Source organism: Undibacterium sp. CCC3.4 (assembly GCF_034347425.1).
Lineage (GTDB): Bacteria > Pseudomonadota > Gammaproteobacteria > Burkholderiales > Burkholderiaceae_D > Undibacterium.
In genome coordinates this window covers 3,110,985-3,127,595 of the sequence record NZ_CP133779.1, presented here as the reverse complement: position 1 = coordinate 3,127,595, position 16,611 = coordinate 3,110,985, and the positions used below count along the sequence as shown (strand labels likewise).

The window sequence follows — 16,611 nt, the reverse complement described above, 5'->3', positions numbered from 1 at the left end:
CGCTCGCTTAAACAGCATTGTCACTACACGAACGTACCCGGGCGCGTTCACGCCAATCCATCAATTCCACCAGCGACAAGGCATGGAGTGCGGCCGGCGGCCAGTGAAAGACGACGGCGATATCGGCCATGGCATTTTCTACGCAGTCGGGGAGACCATGTTCCGATCCGCCTTCTTCGCCAAAAAATAGGCCACCTCCGCACCGAGCGCCATCAGGTCGGCCAGTTCGAGATGGTTGACTTCGTGGTTGGTCAGACTGGGCTGACTGATGCGCGGTAAAATTTTTTGCAATGCGATGACGTCGAGATTGGCAATGTCGACCAGCGAGACGCCACGTAATTCGCCGGCCTTGGGTTTGCGTAATGCGATTTCGGTAATCAGCGTGTCGCCACGTCGTATCGGTTCATCGAGCGTGACACTGATGGGCTTGTCATTACTGAGCTTGTCTGTTGGGTTCATGATCATCCTTGTTTGAATCATTGTTTAAAAAAAATATTAACAGCCATTCGTTGGTGCCGGACTTATAGTCCAATGGCTTGGCGAATACTGCGCTGACGATCTTTGCCACCGATTTGTTCCGTGCCCCCCATGAAATCGAGCTCGATCAGCACCTCGCCATCGACCGTCAATTTGTAATAGCTGCAGCTGGTGCTGTATTTATGCGCGGTGTCGGTGGCATGCTTGGCGCTGCCCATATCGATTTCTTTGTGCCGACCACGCACCACTACTTCCATAGCCGATACCTCGCCAGTGTCATCGTTTTGAAATGCGCCGGCAAAGCGCAGTTGCACGGCATGGTGGCTGTGCGCACCGTACTGTTTGAGCGCATCGATCAGCAGACCGGCGGCGGTCCATTCGAGCGTGATGGCTTCATTGCCGTAATCAACCATGACCGGGCCACTCATGCCGCTGGCGCGGTACTCTTCCATCTTGCGCGTCAACTTAGGTAGCGTCAGTTCCGGCACCTGGCCCATATATGACTGGCCATCGTTGAACAAGTTGAAGTCTTTCAGTTTGCTGGGTAAGCCCATGTTGTTCTCCTTGCGAAGTGTCAGTGCGCTCTCAGGCGTTGACGCGATTAGCGAAATCGGCCAGGTAGCGATCGGTGATGCGTTGTTGGAATACCAGATTTTCTAACGGCGGCACCGGGGTGTAGTCATAATCGATGGCCAGCTTGCCGGCTTTCAGCGCTTCTTTGCTGTTGAACTGTTCGTCGTACCAAGCGCTGCCATCGATGAGGTAGCCTTGCGCTTTCAGGTCGCGAAATTTGGCATTGATACTCTCGATCAAATCCCGCACCAGCGAGGGGTGCAAGGGCTTGTCGACGTAGCTGAAATGGGCTTCGGCGATGGTGTCGGCCAGTACCTGAGCGGTGCGAGTGTAATTTTCAAAGAAAAAGAATTCCGGTTCTTCCGCTGTACGCGAACCCCAAAAGCGGAAACCGTTTTGGTTGATCAGGGTGGTAATTTCTTTACCATTGAGATAGCCGGCATCGGTAGCCGGGTCTTGCAAATCCCAGAATACATCGCGCGCGAGACCGGTCGGCCCGTTGACCGGCATGTTCGAGAGGGTTTTATGCCAGCCGATTTCTTAATCAATTTTGGCGCGCAAGCCGAGCGCATAGGCGACCGCGGGGATGCTGGTTTCGGTGCTGGTGGCACTGTCCCAGCTGACGAAGTCGGGCCAGATCAGCATTAACTCACGTTGACCAAAATCCTTACGATAGAGCGCCGCTTCTTCTTTGGTCGCGCAGTGATGTGCGGAGGCATAGACAAAGCCACGCAGTTGCTGGGCCACGGCGACCAAGGCGTTAGTCACGGCCTTGCTGTCGAGGCCGGGCGCACCGAGTATGCGCGGTTTGATGCCGAGGCTGTTTTGTGCCGACAGCAGAGCTTTAATGCCGGTGTAGCGACCGCTGGCCGTGGCCCCACCGATGACATGGGTGGCGGTGGCGGCCACATCGGCTCCTTCTTCCACGCGTACCACGATGGTCAGCGCTTTGGTTTGCAAGCCGATGGCTTCCAGTGTGCGGCGTAAGGTGCCGGTGCTGCCGGCTTTACCGAGGGCCGCATTCACATTGGTGAGCAAAACAGGCGTATCGAGCGGGAAGAGTTCAGCATCGGCATCGTCGGCAGTCGCGACGAGGCCGATGACGGCAGTACTGATGGTACGGATAGGACGGCTGCCCTGGTTGATTTCAATGACGCGCACGCCATGGTGGTAGTCGCTGGCCATCGTGGTCTCCTGTGATGGGTAAAAAAATATAAACAGTGAAGCGTTTCGTTTCAGCCCTTGCGCCCCAATCGTTCCGGCAACTGGGTAGCCATCGCCAACACAGCCAATCCGGCCTGATTGGCATCAGCCGCATCGACCATCTCGTTGCGAAACGAGGCGATGGCCGCCGCGGTACTGCGCTGCTGATGGGCATTTTCGATCAACAGAATCGGCAGCCAGGCCACGGCGCAGCCGTACTCATCGATGTCGCTGCCGGTGCTGGGATGTTTCCCCGCCAGCTTGGTATACCAGGCGCATTGATGAATCGCGTTATCCTTGACTTGCTGGCACTGTTGGCCCAGCGGGCAGCAGGTCTTCGTTGTGATTTCCATGGTTTTCCTCAAGATTGTTGTCAGGCGGTTGGTCATCCGGTTCGCCACCAACAAGCACACGATCAGGTAAATACGACAAGCAAAGCCGGCGGCAAATCCACTGACTGCCATCCCACGCCGCTTCCAGGTCGACCGGTAAATCGCCAGGCGGTGCGAGTAAGGTGGTACGCGGTGGCAGGTGGATTTCTGGCTTGTCGCGGTTTTTTTCAAATTGGTAGGGGCCGATATAGCCGCCGTCATCGCCCCATTGGTAGCCGGTGACGTGTGTTACAGGGCGTGTTTTTTTCATGGCTAATCCTTTACGCAGATGATCATGTCGAGATAACGGGGCTGCCAGTTGGTTTGCGACGAGCCGTTGTCGGTCGATCCGCTATGGCTGTGGTCGGTGTCGGCACCGTGTAGCCAAATGTTGGTTGTCGCTGGTTTAGTCCAGCTTTGCGAGTGAATGTTGAGACGAACATAGGCACCATACTCGCCGCCTATGCGGTTTTGATGTTCAGATTCGCCACCCAAATGGCTATGACCTTGATCGTTGACGCCATGGGTATGATTGGCACTGATACCCCCAGTCGTAAAACTATGCGTATGCGCGGCAACGACATGATTGATACTGGGATCGTGCACACCACCGACGTTCCCACCACTGCCATGCACGACACGCAGCATGCGGTTATTACTGCTGTCGGAGAGATCTTGCGTCCAGCCGGTCGGGGCGACAGCTTGGGCAAATGGCATGCGCGTGCCGGCCGGGAAAACGCTGAGGTCGTTTTTTAATTGACTCAGGCTGGTCAGGTTTTCATTGTTCCACAGCGTTTTCCAGGGCGTCCAGGTGCCGCTGTCACGTTGATTTCTATAAGAAAAACCGCCGGCATAGTTGAACATCAGTTGCACCGGCCCGACGCTGCCGGCGACATCGAAGACCAGCATCATCTGCGTCGCCTCGGGGCTGATGACCCGATAATCACCAGCGGCCGTACCGCTGTCGAGTGCTGCGATATCGATGGCCACAGCATGGTGGGAGCGATAGCCGGCGTCATTTTGCAGTTGACTCAGATGTTGCAGGTTCCCATCGTGCCAGAGTGTGCGCCACGGATTCCACACGCCGCCGGCATCGCCGTTCTGCGTGCGAAATTTGAGTAAGCCTGCCGCATGCGCATACGAGGCCATGAATTGACATTGATAGGTACTGCTGTTTTGCGAACCCAAGGCATTGAGCGAGCCAAAGCTCAAAAACGGGCCGGAAAATCCTGCGCCGGCCGTATCGTAATCAAAACCATGCTCTGAAAACGCTTGGTCGATGCTGCTGCCATCTGCGGCGTGATAGCGGACTTTCTTAGCGATCAGCGGCACCTGGGTATCGCTAATGAGACGCGACCAGCCACACCATGTGCCGTCATTTTTTGAGCGGATATAGAATTGATTGGTACGCCAATCGCTGGTCATTTGCGTCGCCCACTCCGGGCTGTGCGCCAACGAGAGCAAGGCCCCATCGCTCATGCCAGCGGGTCGATTGTCACCCAACAGATAATGAAAATGGATGCCGCCATAGGTAACGGGGGCATTGGCATCGTTAGTCCGATTGTGTTGCAAATACTGGTTTTGAATAAACGCTTGGTCATTCGCGAGTTGACTGAGCCTGGTCAAATTCCCATCGTGCCAGATGTTACGCCAAGCGCCCCAGCTGCTGGCACTGTTGGCCTGACGAATAGATAAGCCGTCACCAAAACTCAATTGCGCCGGCAACCCGCCGCCGGCCGCACCCGCCGCATCGTAGCCGGCAACCGTCAGCGTATGCGCAAAACTGCCATTGGCGCGTGATGGTGGTAAGTCGACATTGCTGGCGGTTTTGAATTCAAACGTCGCTGCAAAACCCTGATAACTCTCCGGTGTCGATACCTTGTCGCGCACATCGGGAATCAGCCAGACACCGCGATACCCGAGCGTAGCCGAGACGCTGCCGCCGACCTGTAAACTGTCGCCGCCATTGTCATCGACCCCGACCGTCACCCGACCTTGAAAATGCGGACTGTGAATCGGTGCCGCATCGCTGATGGCATACTCGGCCAGGGTGGTCGGATTGCCGCCCTCGAGCACCACGCCTTGCTCGTTGACCGTCACACGGCGATAACTGCCGGGCGCGACGCCGGAGCGCTTCTGCGTCAAGGTCAAGCTGACATCCTGGCCGCCATCGAAGCGGCAACTGCCGCTGGCGTCGCCATCAATGCGGATGTTACGCGCACTGCTCAGTTGCCTGGCTTGACCGGCCGGGGTGCTGCCGCTTTCCAGCGCCTCCACATGTCGACGTAAAAAATTACTGCGCCCCGCCAGTTGCGTGGCTTGACGATTCGAGATGCCGTCCGCGCCGCCGATGACATCATCGGTGGTGGCGATTTCATAGATCGTCTCGGACCATTCGTGATTTTCTTTGATATCAGACATTGTTTTTTTCCTCACACCATGCCATGGCTGTAGCTACCGTCGTACTTGATGGTGGCGTTGTATTTGATCGGGGTACAGGTGAAATCGAGTGCCGTCAAGTGACAGCAGTTGCGCTTCACCTGGTTGATACGCAGCTTGATCAGCTCGGCTTGCTTAATACTGACCGGCCGCGTCAGGATAATTTTGAAGGTCGCCCATTTATTCGCGTCACTCCGCTCGAGCAAGTGGGCGTTCGGGTGGCCGAGTGCCAGCAAAGCCCGTTTCACCGCTGCCGGCGTGCCTTTTTGTTGGCGTATACGGCGCGCGCTGGCGATCACATCGCGCTGCATCGATTCCGGCCAGTTGCTATCCCATTCCTCGACGCCCACGGCCCAGGCTAACCAGGGCAGTAGATTGCTGGGGCAGCGCTCTGGCTGCCAGTTATCGCGTAGCCGAAACGGGATGTCGCCGAGGCGCGCGCTGCTTTGTTCCAGTGCGCGTTCCAGTGTGCTGGCATTCGGGGGCAATAAGCTGCGTGTCATGGCTTGCTCCCGGCGATCTGCAATTGCACGGCGGTGCACCAGGCAGCCTGGGTCGGGCTGCAGACAATATCGTTGACGGGACTGCGACGCACGACTTTAAAGACCCCGGGTACATGCAAAGCGCGCGAGAGCGCGGAATCGGTGATGTCGGCTTGCAGCAGTTGCTGCTCGCGCAGGTAAGCGGCAAAGCTATCCTCGGCGGCACGCAGCACAATGTTTTGATCAGGTCCTGCATAGGTATAGATGTCTGCATCCAAGGCCCACTCGACGATCTCAGCACTCTGCACGATCACTTCTTCCGACAGCGGGCGCACATCGTCTTGGTTGAGCCGTTGCCGCACCTGCTCAAGTAAGGCTAGGCTGGCAAGGCCATTGCCTTCGTGGGACAAAATACTGATCACAGTCGTGCCAGGGTGCGGGCTGGTGACTGAAGCATCTTTGACTTGGCCGGCACTCGATAAAGCATGAAACTGGTAGGCCTTATTACTGCCAGCCGTGGAATAGCTGTCATCTTTGAGTAACAGACGCCGCCGATAGCTCTCGTCGTTTTCCATTAACTGTGACAGCGGCGGCGACACGTTAGCATCAGCGGCACGGATCTGCAAACGCTGTTCCCCGTTGTAATAAGTGACGCCGAGATGATCGAGGTCAGCACCCGTGGCAAAGGCGATCAGTAAGGCGCGGCCATCTTCGTTGATACGATGCCGGAGGAGTAATTCGCGGTAGGCGGCCACTTCCAGAATTTTGTAGGCGGGGTCGGATTCCAGCGCACTGGTGTGATCAGGCGCGCGGTGCGTGAAGTCAGCCAGCATGTCGGCCAGGATGCTTTCATACGACAAGGCTTGCACAAAGTCAGGTGCCGGCAGTTTGGATAAGTCGATGCTTGAATTATTCATGACGGCGCGCCCTTTGGTCTACGCCTGCCGCGTTTGCTGTGCTGGCAGTCAGTGCGACCTCCAATTGCACCCCCTGCTGCGCGACGCTGCCTTGCAGCGTCAGGATGGCAGTTCCTTGCAAATCGTAAGCCAGTTGCAAACCGCTCAGCGTGAGGCGCGGTTCCCAGCGCAGCAGAGCATAGGCCGTGGCCGCATACAAGCGCAAACGGGTGGCACCATTGAGCGGCTGATCGATCAGCTCCGGCACCTCCGAACCATACTCGCGCCGCATGACCCGGCTACCGATCGGTGTCGTTAACATATCGGCGACCGATTGCTGTATATGCGCCAAGCCCGACAAGGCCGCACCGCTGAGCCTGCTCATGCCACTCATCATGTCGCTCATTGCGGACCTCCGGTCTGCGCGCCGCCGGCTTGGATGCCGCCGTGGCGGTGAGCGACCAAGCTGATGCCGCTGACTTCCACATCTGCGCTGACCGTCAGCCGCCCCTCAATCCGCGCGCTGTCTCCAGTGGCACCTGGTAACACCGCCATGCCGGCATTGAGCATGCTCATACCGTTGACAATCAGATTTTTTTGCACCGTCAAATTACCGGTACAGGTCGTTTCCGGCGCATCAGCGGTAACTTGGTCGGCTTTGATGAAGGCATGGCTGCCCGCTGGTAAAACAGCGCTCAAGGTATGGGATTGCCAGTCATAGGAAATGCTGGCGTCGTCCTGATAATGGCTGAGATGTTGCGCCGGATTGCTTGAAGGTGCCGCGCCACGGTCAGAGTAAATGGCCCCCACAATCACCGACTGATTAAAATCGCCTTCCGGTGACAATACAAGAACTTGCTCACCCTCTGAGGGTGCCCACCAGGTTTGCGTGTCGCCGGCCCGCTCGGTGAGCCATGGCCGCCAGTCCGTCAGATTTTTACCAACCAAGACGCGGGCCCGCTGTTGTGCATAGTCGCACTCGACGATACGCCCTAAGCGTATCAGATTGAGAAGTAAACGCAGTAATTCAGAGCGGTCGGCAGTCATGCACACCATGTTGCCGCGTCAGCGCTGGAATTGCATCCGGCACTTGGTTAGAAAGGCGTTTATCAACTCGGACGCGATGCCCGGTACCCATTTGAAGTGGGCGCTGAGCTCGCGTCAAATTTTCAAATGGTTACAGATCACGCCAGAAGAAACCTTGACCGACATTCAGCGCGCGGCGCGGTTTTTCTATTTGCAAAAGATGACTTTCGGCGGCAAAGTGGATGGCCAGAGCTTCGGCACCGCCACCACCTGCCCACCCAAGCTGAACCTGTTGCGTCTGGAAGAAGACCTGTCGGCCGCGCACTTACGCTTGAGCCGCACCTATATCGAAAACCTCGATTGGGCAGACTGCATCAAAAAATACGACCGCGCCCACACCTTGATCTATTGCGATCCACCCTACTGGGGTACCGAAGGCTATGGTGTCGAATTCGGCTTGCAGCATTACCAGCGCATGGCCGAGCTGGCCAAGACCATCCAAAGTCGCATGATCATCACGGTCAACGACATCCCGGAAATGCGCCAGATATTCGACGGATTGATCATGGAACGCGTTGACATTCATTACACCGTAGGCGGTGCCAATCGTAGCAAGGAAAAGAAAGGAGAATTGATTATTCGTAATGGGTAGCCATTACCGCAGAAACGTCAAAGGAGCCGCAAGGCTCCTTTGGATGGTAAAAGTGGTCTGTCTGATTTTATTTTTCCGATTTAAGGTTGCTGAGTAGGCCGCACGGCACTTACAGGTGCTGCCACATCGCCGCGCAGCTCCAACGAATGCTTGCCGGCGATGCAATTCGAGCACTGGTTTCGTGCTTGTTCCTTTCGGCGCATGCAGAGGCCAACGTGGGTATCCGTCTCGTAGTTACAGCCGCAAATTTCATCAATTGCTGCCACAATAGTTCCTTGTCAAATCCAACCAATTTCCTTAACAATTCCGGCTATCAGAACGCCGCCTAAAATCGCGAGAATTAAAATACCAAATGGGCGCTGGAACCACGGCAGCGCTTTTGACATTCGATTTTCCAGGACGATGATAGCGGTTTTCGCTGGCTCTATCTGCGTATTCGGCTCGGTCAACCTTGTGAGAACAAAGGCCAGGTGAACTCTTAAGGCTTTTTGTTCGGCTGTCGAAAGACTCGAATCGTATGCTTTACGAATGCTATTATCGATATCCACGATAAGCTCACTCTTGAGCACATCTTCCTGTTCAACGATTGCAAGCACCTTGGCGAGCGGCGTAATCCATCCCTGCGACTCCGCAGTTGCTTGCTCGTGCTCCGAGTTCACTGTGCTGGTGTCTAGCTTCAGGCCGCCAATTTGCTCGTTTGGCATTGCCCGAGGTCGATAGAGCATTTTAGGGAATTCGATCACGATCCTTTTTTCCTATGTGCTTACAGTTGTTGGGCGACCAGCATGCGCGCAAGTTTTTCCCGCGCACGAGCATCTTTCACAGGATCATTTTCGAGGTCATTCAAAAACCAAACTAACGCTGCGGCAAATGCGCGTCCTAACCACTCCAGAGATAAAAACAGAATAGTCGGATCTTCCGACCTGACTTGGCCACAATTGGATGAATAGTAGATTCGACGCGCATCACCTTTTTGAAAGTCATTCGATTCCGCAGCACCAGTGTGCAACACCCCGCATCGCGCACCCCAGAGATCAGCAGCGGTTGCACCGGAAAGGAATTTTGGACTTCTGTCGACCATGTACTGTTGCACCCACGCTTTAAAGCCGTCGCTGCCGACCATTTCTTTGTCACTTGCTACCCAGGCTAATTGATCTATAGCAGCAAAGAGTAAAACAAGCGTGGCTTGCTTGAATCCTTTTTCGCGAAGGCATGTAACCGCCTCTTGCTGGCGCAGACCAAAGTCCATAACAGGGTGTAGATTCGACATTCCCATTTTTCCTCTTAATCTGTAATCGCTTGCAAACGTGCAAGCGCATCGTCAACAACAAAATCGGGTGCAGTTTCAATCTTCTTTGCACCGCGTTCTTCGAGATCCATCATGCGCACTTGATTGACCAACGCCACGCCTTGCGTCTTAGTGCCAGAACCGCTCAGCGGCACAGCAAAACCAGCGTGTCGGGCAAAATCGCCACCCTGCGTGATAGGTGCGATCAGAATTACGCCCATCACATTAAATACGGAGGTTGAGAGCACCAAGGCTGGCCTGTGTTCGCCTTTCTGTTCTCGGCCTACTGCTGGCTCCAAATTAACCATCACGATGTCGCCGCGCTCAAACTTAACCCGCCTTACCATTCTTCGCGTCCAACAGGTTTGACATTGCTCCATGCAGCCATGTCGGCAGGCTCCTTGGCCGTCATATCGCATTGCGCCACCAAGTCAGCCAACGCATACGCTGGGCGCTTGGCTTTGAGCATGACGCCTTCTGGCCGCACATCGACCGACAGCTTATCGCCTAGCGATACCTTGAGCATACTGAGCAGTTCGGTCGGCAAGCGTACCGCTGCGCTGTTACCCCATTTTTGAATTGATAGTTGCATTTGCATATCTCCTTAACATATCTACATTGTAGAGCATTTATTTCTAATGTCAAGATATTTGTATAAACAATGTATCTACTAAATCACATCCGAAAACATCTCTCTCAGCCTGTCTTTATCAACAGTTAGATAGGGTAGGCAGTGTTCGATGTTGACATGCCCTAGCAATTGTCGAACAGTGTCCAAACTAGCTCCTTTATGCAATAAATTTGAGGCCATCGTACGCCTGCCAGAGTGACTGCTGCCTTTAATGCCCGCTTTATGATAAACATCAGTGATGCGCGCTTGCAAGCTATCGCATGCCAGATAATCGACTCGCTCCCAAGCAAAATTCTTGCGCCGTTTGGTGTTGAGATAAAACTTACTGCCTTTGTGCGTCAATATCAACGCCGTGGCTGGAGATAGGCAGCGGTCAACTCAGTGCCGAGGCCGTGCGTAATCCAAAAAGCAAGGGAACTGATCATTCATGGGTAACCATCCTTTTCGCCCTGTCAATACCGCAACACCTGCTCCCGAACAAGCCCATGCTCTTCCGCAGTCAACCCCAACAACACCCGCTGCGGATACGCATACTGAGCCGTCGCGCGCCCGACCTGATCCCTCAGTCCATCCTGATGCACGCGCGCGATCCTGCCAACCCGACCAAAAAAACCGACCGCGAGCTGCTGCTCATCATTCACGAGCTTCAAGTGTTTGGCCGTGCGCAGCTTTTCAAACATCGCCGCTTTTTTTCGCTTGATACGGCCTTGTTTGGCGCGCTTGGCCCGCTTTCTGGGAATGTAGGGCGTGCCATCGGGTGCCCGCTGCGCCGCGATACGACGCGCCTGACTGCGCCTGAGCGTCTGCGCGATCTGCCGCGTCAGTTGCCGGCGTTGGCCAGGGCTGAACTTGTGGAGCAAGGCCCCGGCCCAACTGATCATGCTGCTGAGATCGTCGCTCACGTTACGTCGGCCGGCGTGTGCCACTCGGCGAGCAGATCACTGCCTGGCTGCTGCGCCCAGAATGTTTGGCTATATTGTGGTGTCGCCTGTGGCTCGGCTGGGTGGCTGATACGAAGCTTGCCGTCCTCCTGGTGCTGCACGATCACCCGCTCATTTAAATCGAGGTTGATCGCGATATCGATGCTCTGGTGATGATTAAAATCCACTTCAAACGCGATGCCATTCTTACGCGCCTCCGGATTGGCGAGCAAGTCGCGTTGATGCACGCCCACCCATATCAGCAGCGGCAGCATCAGCGCATCCGGGTCGCCGCCGTAATCGGTAATGATCACATTGAGACGGTAGCAATATTCAAACGACAGCGAGCCGGTCGCGCTGGCCAGCAGATTGCCTTGGTCGGCGAACACCAGCAGTTTGTCCGGATTGTGCGCCAGATCCGGATGGGCTTGAGTTAAATAATCGCGCAGGCTAGCGGGCTTGTACATGCTCGAGGCTTTCCTGATGATCGACCAGCATATCGACCTGCGCCGCACAGTCGGCCCAGGCCGCTTGCGTCCGTTCCAGCGCCAACTGCAATTCGCCGTTAGTCTTGGGCGCGCTGGCGGCCAGCTGGCAGCGGCTGACGTAAGGACCAGTCTGGACGATAGTCGCCGGCACCGCGGTAGTCGGGATGTTGGCACAAGCTGGCAACAGCGGCAGGCAAAGGAGTAGCCGCCCAAATTTGTATCTCCGTGTTGTCATGGTGTAGCTCCTTGATGACGGTTTCTCTCTCTGTCAGCGTGGCGCGGATGCGCTGATGTTCCTTGCTGAGCTGATTCAAGCGTTTGCGCTGCGCAGCAGCGGCCTGTTCCCATTGCAGAATCTGGCTGTCTCTACTGGCCAGCGTGCTGTTCAATTGTGCCGTTTTAGTCTGCTCAACTTCCAGATCGCTTTGCAAGACATTCAATTTCAGGCTGAGCATGGCCAGCAACAGCGCCGTCAATACCAGCATGCCGGTCAGTAGTTTCGTTGTCACGGCCATAAGCCCACCTTGCTGCCTTGCTTGGTGATCGTGAGAACCTGCCGACGCGGCCGACTGTTTTCTGCCGCGATGGCCAGATGTACCCAGATAGCCGGAGCGATGCGTTCCAGGATCAATTGATCGAATGGCAGCGCGCTGCCGACCAGATGCTGGCAAATTTCGCATGGCGTCCCATATGCCGGCGCCTTGAAATCCGCGGCCAGCCCCTGCAGATGCGCGCTGTCGGGCTGACCACCGACCAATTGGTTCAGCCGCGGGCAGCGATAGCCACTGCTGATCAGCACTGGTACATCCCCCAATGCATGCCGAACCTGCTCAAAAAACTCTGCCAGCCGACGCAGATTATGCAGCGCGCTGTCAGTCGGCGTGTTATCGATGCGATGCTGCTGCGCCGTTTGACTACGCACCAATTCAGCCAAACTGAAATGCGGCGACAGCCATTCCTCCTGCAGGCTCATGGATGACTCCTGGTCAGACTGGCGACATTGCCCCGTGCTCGAAACACCAGCAGCAAGATCGTCACGGCGATGCCGGCCCGGCCCAATGACACGCTCTCCGGATGCAGCAATAATTCCAGTGCACAATGACCGGTAAAAACAATCAGGCACCAGGCTTTGCAAGACTGCTGCCAACAATAATTGGCCAGCCCGCGGCGATACAGCAGCAGACGCAGGCAAGTGGCGAAGTAACAGAAAAACGTCAAGCTCGTCAGCAGTTCAGTCACGGGGTCGTCCTTTCTGTAGCCATTGTGGGAGTTGGATCGTCTTGATCAGGTCAATCAAATGCAGGGTCACGGCAATCGCCGCTGCTGCCGCTAAAAAAGCCGCCACGCCCGATTCGTGCAGCGGCGTTTTCGAGACCACTTCGGGTGCAGCCAGATAGCCAACTGCAAAGGAAATCAGCATGTACGCGACGCGTTGTAGCAGCGGTAGATTTTTACTGCTGATGGCCACCAGACTCGAGCCGGCAAAGGCACCAATCAAAGCATTACCGTCGATGCCAGGAAACAGCGTCGACACACCAAGGCTGGCGGCGGTGGCGGTCACGATGAAGCTGGTAGTGTGAGGTTCGGCCATGAGGTTCTCGTGTGGTGGTCTGTGTCGATGTAAACGCTATGCGGCGGCTTAATCCCAGAGTTGCACGATCTGGTGACTGCGTGTGCGATGCGCGAGGTGTTCAGCGGTCGGTAACACGACCGCGCTACCGTGCGGAATAAACACGCCGGTATCGGCAATGCTGCGGTTGAGTTCCAAGGCCGCCTCAACGACGCCCTGCGTCATCCCTACATGCCGCCAGCACAGCAGGTCCAAGGTGTCGAACTGGTGAGCGTAGACGGTGAAACTCATATCAACTCTACCGTCATGTGAGGACGCTGCAAGATGTTGGCGATGGCCCAGTGCGCATTGCGGCGTTCTTGTTCGGGAGCGGCAGCCAGCCATTCGATGGCTTTCTTATCGCTCTGTGCTTGACCGGTACTATCGAAATCACGATATTTTTCCAGCAAATCAGCCTTGGCGGTGCTATACACCGCACGCCGGTAATGCGCCAGATACTGGCTTTCCCCTTGAATGCTCGGTGCCGGTACGCTGAGTAAATCGGCATACTGCGCGGCGAGGTGCTGCGCCTTCCAGGCATGCAGTGCGAGATTAACGCTCAAGATCGCATCGACCAAGGCGGCAGTGAGTCTGGCATCGGTTACGGTGCCATCGATTCTGGCGGCCTCACGCATGTCGGCCAAGCGGATATCTGGGAACCAGCCGTCATTGATAATCAGGCCGGCAGCCGGTGCGCTGGCCTGATTGCTTGGTGCAATGGCGATAAAACTCATGAAACGTCTTCCTAAAAAAACGGCGGTGGGCGGGCGTCAGACCTAGATAAATTTTTGTCATCAGCCCGCGCCGCCGTGCGCTAGGGGGTGCGCGTTAATCGGGCGTCGCTTTTTTAATGCGCCGCTCCAGTCGTTCGATATCTTTCTTGACGCCGATGCCGTTAAACAGCTCAAGTGCGCGCTGCAAGTGGCGCAGCCCTTCCTGTGCCAACGGCAGTTGTTCCCGTGTCAGATCCTCCTCCCCGCTGCCAGCGATACAGGCATAACCGAGCGCCTTATACAGCTTGGCGCGCGCCTGGTCGGGCGCATCTTTCCCTTGGGTCAGCTGATCGACCCGCTCAAGGATAGCCATCGCATCCACCCCTTGCGGCAGAGGTGGCTGGAGGAAGGCGTCCGGAATTTCATCGAGCAGCATGGTCGCGGTATCGCGCTGATACTGATCCGGCAGTTTCATATTGTGCTGCAAAACATACTCAGCGATCTGCAAAGCGCGCGCGAAATCGCCGACATCAATATGCCATACCAACAGCGTGGTCAGCACCATGTCCTGTGCACCATGACCGCTCGCGAGCGCACCGTCGATCCAATCTTGATAGGCCGGCAGCAGTGCGCGTTTAGTCTCGATCTTGCGCTCAATCGACTGGATTTGTTTAAGGCGCTGACGGTCGGTAATCAGCTGCGCGCACATCAATTCGTAAGCGTTGCCGGTCACGACGCCACCAGCAGACGCGTTCGCGGCCGCCAGCGCTGCCAGAGTGCGCAGGTAGTGTTGTTGTGCTGGACTGATGCGCGCCATGATTAATTCACCAGCTCAACGTGTTCAACCAAGGCGGCCATGCCATAATCTTCAATGACATAGGCATCGTTCGATGACTCATAATTTTCAATCCTATCGCGCTTAGGATTTTCCACCACCTGGCGACGACGAGCACCATCTTGAAAATAGATCGACAGATTATCGAAACGCGTGATCAAAAAAGCATTCGCTGGAAAATACGGCACACTCACCGCCTGCAAACCGCCGATCCGCTTCTGGCTGATCACCACATCGGCCGCCAGAGTTTCGACATGGCTTTGCTTCTGATTCACCAGCGGGAAGTATTTATCGTGCATCAGTTCGCGGCCAACCATCACCACCAAGCCGGTATCGTCGCGAAACCACGGGTCAAGCAAGGTGATGGCGTCGAACACCGCCGCATCGAGGTTGGCATAATCACTGCCGGCCCCAGCCCCGACGCTGACAGTGCCGGCGGTTTGACCCGAACCCATCACACGCTGCGGGGCGTGTTCACGCATATTCTGCAACCACCCTTTATTGACATCCTGCAGCAGCGGATAGGTGGCGATATCGCTGGTGTCGGCCACCGACGCGCCATGGAAACCGATGACCATGCGATCGAGCGCCTGACGGCGCAGAATCACATCACGGATGCGCGTCTGGAAATCGGCGAATTTAGCCCAGGCATCGAGTTTGGCATACGGAATATGGGTATCAAAATTCGTTTTCACGCAGCGGTACTTGTCATCGCCAAGCTCGGTCAAATCACGTGGCTGACGTTCGCTCTTGTTGGTATCGGTACGGCTGGCAACCGGCCCGCTGATCCCTAACTTGAGTTTTTCACCCTCTTTTTCGGTCACACCGATGATATTGATCTTACCGAGGAACTCACTGGACTCCTGCATCTTCGTTTCCAGTTTCTGCTGCACCGACGGGTCAACCGCAAAGGTTTTCGTTACATCGGCGACACCATTGAGTTCGCCAAGCCGAGTCAGCAGAGAGTGATAGACGGTGCGGGTAGTATTGTTCATTGCAAGTATCTCCGAAATTCTTTGGTAAAAGTGGTGCGAAGCGCAGACTGTGCGCGGTATACGTCAACATCAACAATCGGTTTGTTGGCCACCCTGATGGCCGGTGGATGACGGACGCGTACTGTGCTTGCCCGGTTCCTGGGCGAGCTGCTCCTTCACGCTGTGAAAATCGGCAGTCACGAACCGGAGCGATTTTTCCAGATCGTCAATACGCTGGCCCGCCGCGCTGACATGCGAGGCTTGCTGCGCAACGTGCTCGAGCAGCGTGTCGACCGCCTGGCTGATATCGGCAAAGCGCGCATCGTCGCCGGTCTTTTTGCTATTGAAACGACCGAGCAATTCTTTGACCCTGATGGAAAGTGAGCTGGCTTCTGTGTCAACTTCATCAAATTCCAGCGTCACCTCGGTGGCTGCTGAAAACAGATTGCCGGGGCTGCTTTTGCGCGCCGCGAATGGGCTGGCATGGGGATTTTGTGCCGCGAATGAGAGAATCTCTGTGCCTAAGCTGGCGGGGCTATCTGTGACGCCCAAACCTACCAGGTAGGCTTCGCCGCTGTCAGCGAATTTTTCATTGATTTCGATGCTGGTGTAGATTTTTTGTTTTGCCTTGGTCATTTTAACCAGATCAGGCGTCGGTTCGATCTGTGCGTATAAACCGAGTTTTTTCACGCCGTCAATCGTGACTTCCTCTGCTTTGAGTGCTGTCACATCGCCGTAGGCACGGAAAGGGCTGTCAACCAAGGTGCCGCGAATATGCTCCATCCAAACACGTGCGCCGTATTTAACCGGGTCAAAGTTCTTTGCCATTTGCTCGATCCAGCTGCGCTCGATCTGGCGGCCATCGGTGGTCGCACCTTCCAAGGCGACACGGAAAAACTTAGAGGCGAATTTTTTTGACATGGTGTGGTAGCCAAACTGACTCAGCTTATGGGGGAATGAAGCCCACATGGTCGGCCTTGCTGTCTTCTGCATCAATTGCCTGAGGGTTGTTAATCAGTTTATCAACTCCGCCA

The 16,611-nt window shown here is 55.6% G+C and carries 28 protein-coding genes and 1 pseudogene; 1 reads left to right on the top strand and 28 read right to left on the bottom strand.

Features of this window, described 5'->3' with window-relative positions; genetic code table 11:
* Window positions 1-7: 7 nt before the first annotated feature.
* The 11 genes and pseudogenes from RHM61_RS14015 to RHM61_RS13965 all read right to left on the bottom strand — a co-directional run bounded on the left by RHM61_RS14015 (window position 8) and on the right by RHM61_RS13965 (window position 7,497).
* Window positions 8-130 carry a GpE family phage tail protein gene (locus RHM61_RS14015; protein WP_322247915.1) on the bottom strand — a complete coding sequence of 41 codons (123 nt, stop codon included), beginning with the start codon at window positions 128-130 and terminating at the stop codon, window positions 8-10.
* Between the two features lie 8 nt (window positions 131-138).
* Window positions 139-459 (bottom strand): phage tail assembly protein, encoded by a 321-nt coding sequence (locus RHM61_RS14010; protein WP_322247914.1) that lies wholly within the window; start codon window positions 457-459, stop codon window positions 139-141.
* A gap of 62 nt (window positions 460-521) precedes the next feature.
* Window positions 522-1,031, bottom strand: a complete 510-nt coding sequence (locus RHM61_RS14005) for a phage major tail tube protein (RefSeq protein WP_322247913.1) — start codon at window positions 1,029-1,031, stop codon at window positions 522-524.
* A gap of 31 nt (window positions 1,032-1,062) precedes the next feature.
* Window positions 1,063-2,235: pseudogene (locus RHM61_RS14000) on the bottom strand (phage tail sheath protein).
* 50 nt (window positions 2,236-2,285) lie between these two features.
* The gene (locus RHM61_RS13995; protein ID WP_322247912.1) at window positions 2,286-2,606 is read right to left on the bottom strand and encodes a hypothetical protein; all 321 of its coding nucleotides are present in this window, start codon (window positions 2,604-2,606) and stop codon (window positions 2,286-2,288) included.
* Window positions 2,545-2,895 carry a hypothetical protein gene (locus RHM61_RS13990; protein WP_322247911.1) on the bottom strand — a complete coding sequence of 117 codons (351 nt, stop codon included), beginning with the start codon at window positions 2,893-2,895 and terminating at the stop codon, window positions 2,545-2,547. The genes RHM61_RS13995 and RHM61_RS13990 overlap by 62 nt, the downstream gene beginning before the upstream one ends.
* Window positions 2,896-2,897: 2 nt before the next feature.
* On the bottom strand, window positions 2,898-5,045 hold the full coding sequence (locus RHM61_RS13985) for a hypothetical protein (RefSeq protein WP_322247910.1): 2,148 nt from the start codon (window positions 5,043-5,045) through the stop codon (window positions 2,898-2,900).
* A gap of 11 nt (window positions 5,046-5,056) precedes the next feature.
* Complete coding sequence (locus tag RHM61_RS13980) at window positions 5,057-5,566, bottom strand: phage tail protein I (protein WP_322247909.1); 510 nt, start codon at window positions 5,564-5,566, stop codon at window positions 5,057-5,059.
* Window positions 5,563-6,462, bottom strand: a complete 900-nt coding sequence (locus RHM61_RS13975) for a baseplate assembly protein (protein WP_322247908.1) — start codon at window positions 6,460-6,462, stop codon at window positions 5,563-5,565. Before RHM61_RS13975 ends, RHM61_RS13980 begins: the two co-directional genes overlap by 4 nt.
* The gene (locus RHM61_RS13970) at window positions 6,455-6,847 is read right to left on the bottom strand and encodes a GPW/gp25 family protein (RefSeq protein WP_322247907.1); all 393 of its coding nucleotides are present in this window, start codon (window positions 6,845-6,847) and stop codon (window positions 6,455-6,457) included. Before RHM61_RS13970 ends, RHM61_RS13975 begins: the two co-directional genes overlap by 8 nt.
* A complete protein-coding gene (locus RHM61_RS13965; RefSeq protein WP_322247906.1) occupies window positions 6,844-7,497 on the bottom strand; it encodes a phage baseplate assembly protein V in 654 nt (217 codons plus the stop codon). Before RHM61_RS13965 ends, RHM61_RS13970 begins: the two co-directional genes overlap by 4 nt.
* Here RHM61_RS13965 and RHM61_RS13960 point away from each other — a divergent pair.
* Window positions 7,487-8,119 carry a DNA adenine methylase gene (locus RHM61_RS13960; protein ID WP_322247905.1) on the top strand — a complete coding sequence of 211 codons (633 nt, stop codon included), beginning with the start codon at window positions 7,487-7,489 and terminating at the stop codon, window positions 8,117-8,119. The two genes, RHM61_RS13965 and RHM61_RS13960, sit on opposite strands and share 11 nt — an antisense overlap.
* Window positions 8,120-8,397: 278 nt before the next feature.
* Here the strand turns inward: RHM61_RS13960 and RHM61_RS13955 are convergent, their stop codons facing one another.
* The 17 genes from RHM61_RS13955 to RHM61_RS13875 form a co-directional block, all read right to left on the bottom strand.
* Entirely contained in the window at window positions 8,398-8,862 is a 465-nt protein-coding gene (locus RHM61_RS13955; RefSeq protein ID WP_322247904.1) for a hypothetical protein, read from the bottom strand.
* Between the two features lie 20 nt (window positions 8,863-8,882).
* A complete protein-coding gene (locus tag RHM61_RS13950) occupies window positions 8,883-9,389 on the bottom strand; it encodes a hypothetical protein (RefSeq protein ID WP_322247903.1) in 507 nt (168 codons plus the stop codon).
* A gap of 14 nt (window positions 9,390-9,403) precedes the next feature.
* On the bottom strand, window positions 9,404-9,754 hold the full coding sequence (locus tag RHM61_RS13945; RefSeq protein ID WP_322247902.1) for a type II toxin-antitoxin system ChpB family toxin: 351 nt from the start codon (window positions 9,752-9,754) through the stop codon (window positions 9,404-9,406).
* A complete protein-coding gene (locus RHM61_RS13940) occupies window positions 9,748-9,999 on the bottom strand; it encodes an AbrB/MazE/SpoVT family DNA-binding domain-containing protein (protein WP_322247901.1) in 252 nt (83 codons plus the stop codon). Before RHM61_RS13940 ends, RHM61_RS13945 begins: the two co-directional genes overlap by 7 nt.
* Window positions 10,000-10,077: 78 nt before the next feature.
* Window positions 10,078-10,290: a tyrosine-type recombinase/integrase gene (locus RHM61_RS13935; protein ID WP_322251106.1), complete on the bottom strand. Its 213-nt coding sequence runs from the start codon at window positions 10,288-10,290 to the stop codon at window positions 10,078-10,080.
* A 200-nt stretch (window positions 10,291-10,490) separates the two neighbouring features.
* Window positions 10,491-10,940 carry a phage virion morphogenesis protein gene (locus tag RHM61_RS13930; RefSeq protein ID WP_322247900.1) on the bottom strand — a complete coding sequence of 150 codons (450 nt, stop codon included), beginning with the start codon at window positions 10,938-10,940 and terminating at the stop codon, window positions 10,491-10,493.
* A complete protein-coding gene (locus RHM61_RS13925; protein WP_322247899.1) occupies window positions 10,937-11,425 on the bottom strand; it encodes a phage tail protein in 489 nt (162 codons plus the stop codon). The genes RHM61_RS13930 and RHM61_RS13925 overlap by 4 nt, the downstream gene beginning before the upstream one ends.
* Entirely contained in the window at window positions 11,409-11,630 is a 222-nt protein-coding gene (gene lysC, locus RHM61_RS13920; RefSeq protein WP_322251105.1) for an Rz1-like lysis system protein LysC, read from the bottom strand. Before lysC ends, RHM61_RS13925 begins: the two co-directional genes overlap by 17 nt.
* Window positions 11,524-11,955: a hypothetical protein gene (locus tag RHM61_RS13915; protein ID WP_322251151.1), complete on the bottom strand. Its 432-nt coding sequence runs from the start codon at window positions 11,953-11,955 to the stop codon at window positions 11,524-11,526. Before RHM61_RS13915 ends, lysC begins: the two co-directional genes overlap by 107 nt.
* The gene (locus RHM61_RS13910) at window positions 11,952-12,419 is read right to left on the bottom strand and encodes a D-Ala-D-Ala carboxypeptidase family metallohydrolase (protein WP_322247898.1); all 468 of its coding nucleotides are present in this window, start codon (window positions 12,417-12,419) and stop codon (window positions 11,952-11,954) included. Before RHM61_RS13910 ends, RHM61_RS13915 begins: the two co-directional genes overlap by 4 nt.
* Complete coding sequence (locus RHM61_RS13905; RefSeq protein WP_322247897.1) at window positions 12,416-12,685, bottom strand: phage holin family protein; 270 nt, start codon at window positions 12,683-12,685, stop codon at window positions 12,416-12,418. Before RHM61_RS13905 ends, RHM61_RS13910 begins: the two co-directional genes overlap by 4 nt.
* Complete coding sequence (locus tag RHM61_RS13900; protein WP_322247896.1) at window positions 12,678-13,037, bottom strand: putative holin; 360 nt, start codon at window positions 13,035-13,037, stop codon at window positions 12,678-12,680. Before RHM61_RS13900 ends, RHM61_RS13905 begins: the two co-directional genes overlap by 8 nt.
* 48 nt (window positions 13,038-13,085) lie before the next feature.
* The gene (locus RHM61_RS13895; RefSeq protein WP_322247895.1) at window positions 13,086-13,307 is read right to left on the bottom strand and encodes a tail protein X; all 222 of its coding nucleotides are present in this window, start codon (window positions 13,305-13,307) and stop codon (window positions 13,086-13,088) included.
* Window positions 13,304-13,789, bottom strand: a complete 486-nt coding sequence (locus RHM61_RS13890) for a head completion/stabilization protein (RefSeq protein WP_322247894.1) — start codon at window positions 13,787-13,789, stop codon at window positions 13,304-13,306. The genes RHM61_RS13895 and RHM61_RS13890 overlap by 4 nt, the downstream gene beginning before the upstream one ends.
* 94 nt (window positions 13,790-13,883) lie before the next feature.
* Entirely contained in the window at window positions 13,884-14,585 is a 702-nt protein-coding gene (gene gpM, locus RHM61_RS13885; RefSeq protein ID WP_322247893.1) for a phage terminase small subunit, read from the bottom strand.
* 2 nt (window positions 14,586-14,587) lie between these two features.
* Window positions 14,588-15,598, bottom strand: a complete 1,011-nt coding sequence (locus RHM61_RS13880) for a phage major capsid protein, P2 family (protein ID WP_322247892.1) — start codon at window positions 15,596-15,598, stop codon at window positions 14,588-14,590.
* 69 nt (window positions 15,599-15,667) lie between these two features.
* Window positions 15,668-16,498: a GPO family capsid scaffolding protein gene (locus RHM61_RS13875; protein WP_322247891.1), complete on the bottom strand. Its 831-nt coding sequence runs from the start codon at window positions 16,496-16,498 to the stop codon at window positions 15,668-15,670.
* Window positions 16,499-16,611 lie beyond the last annotated feature (113 nt).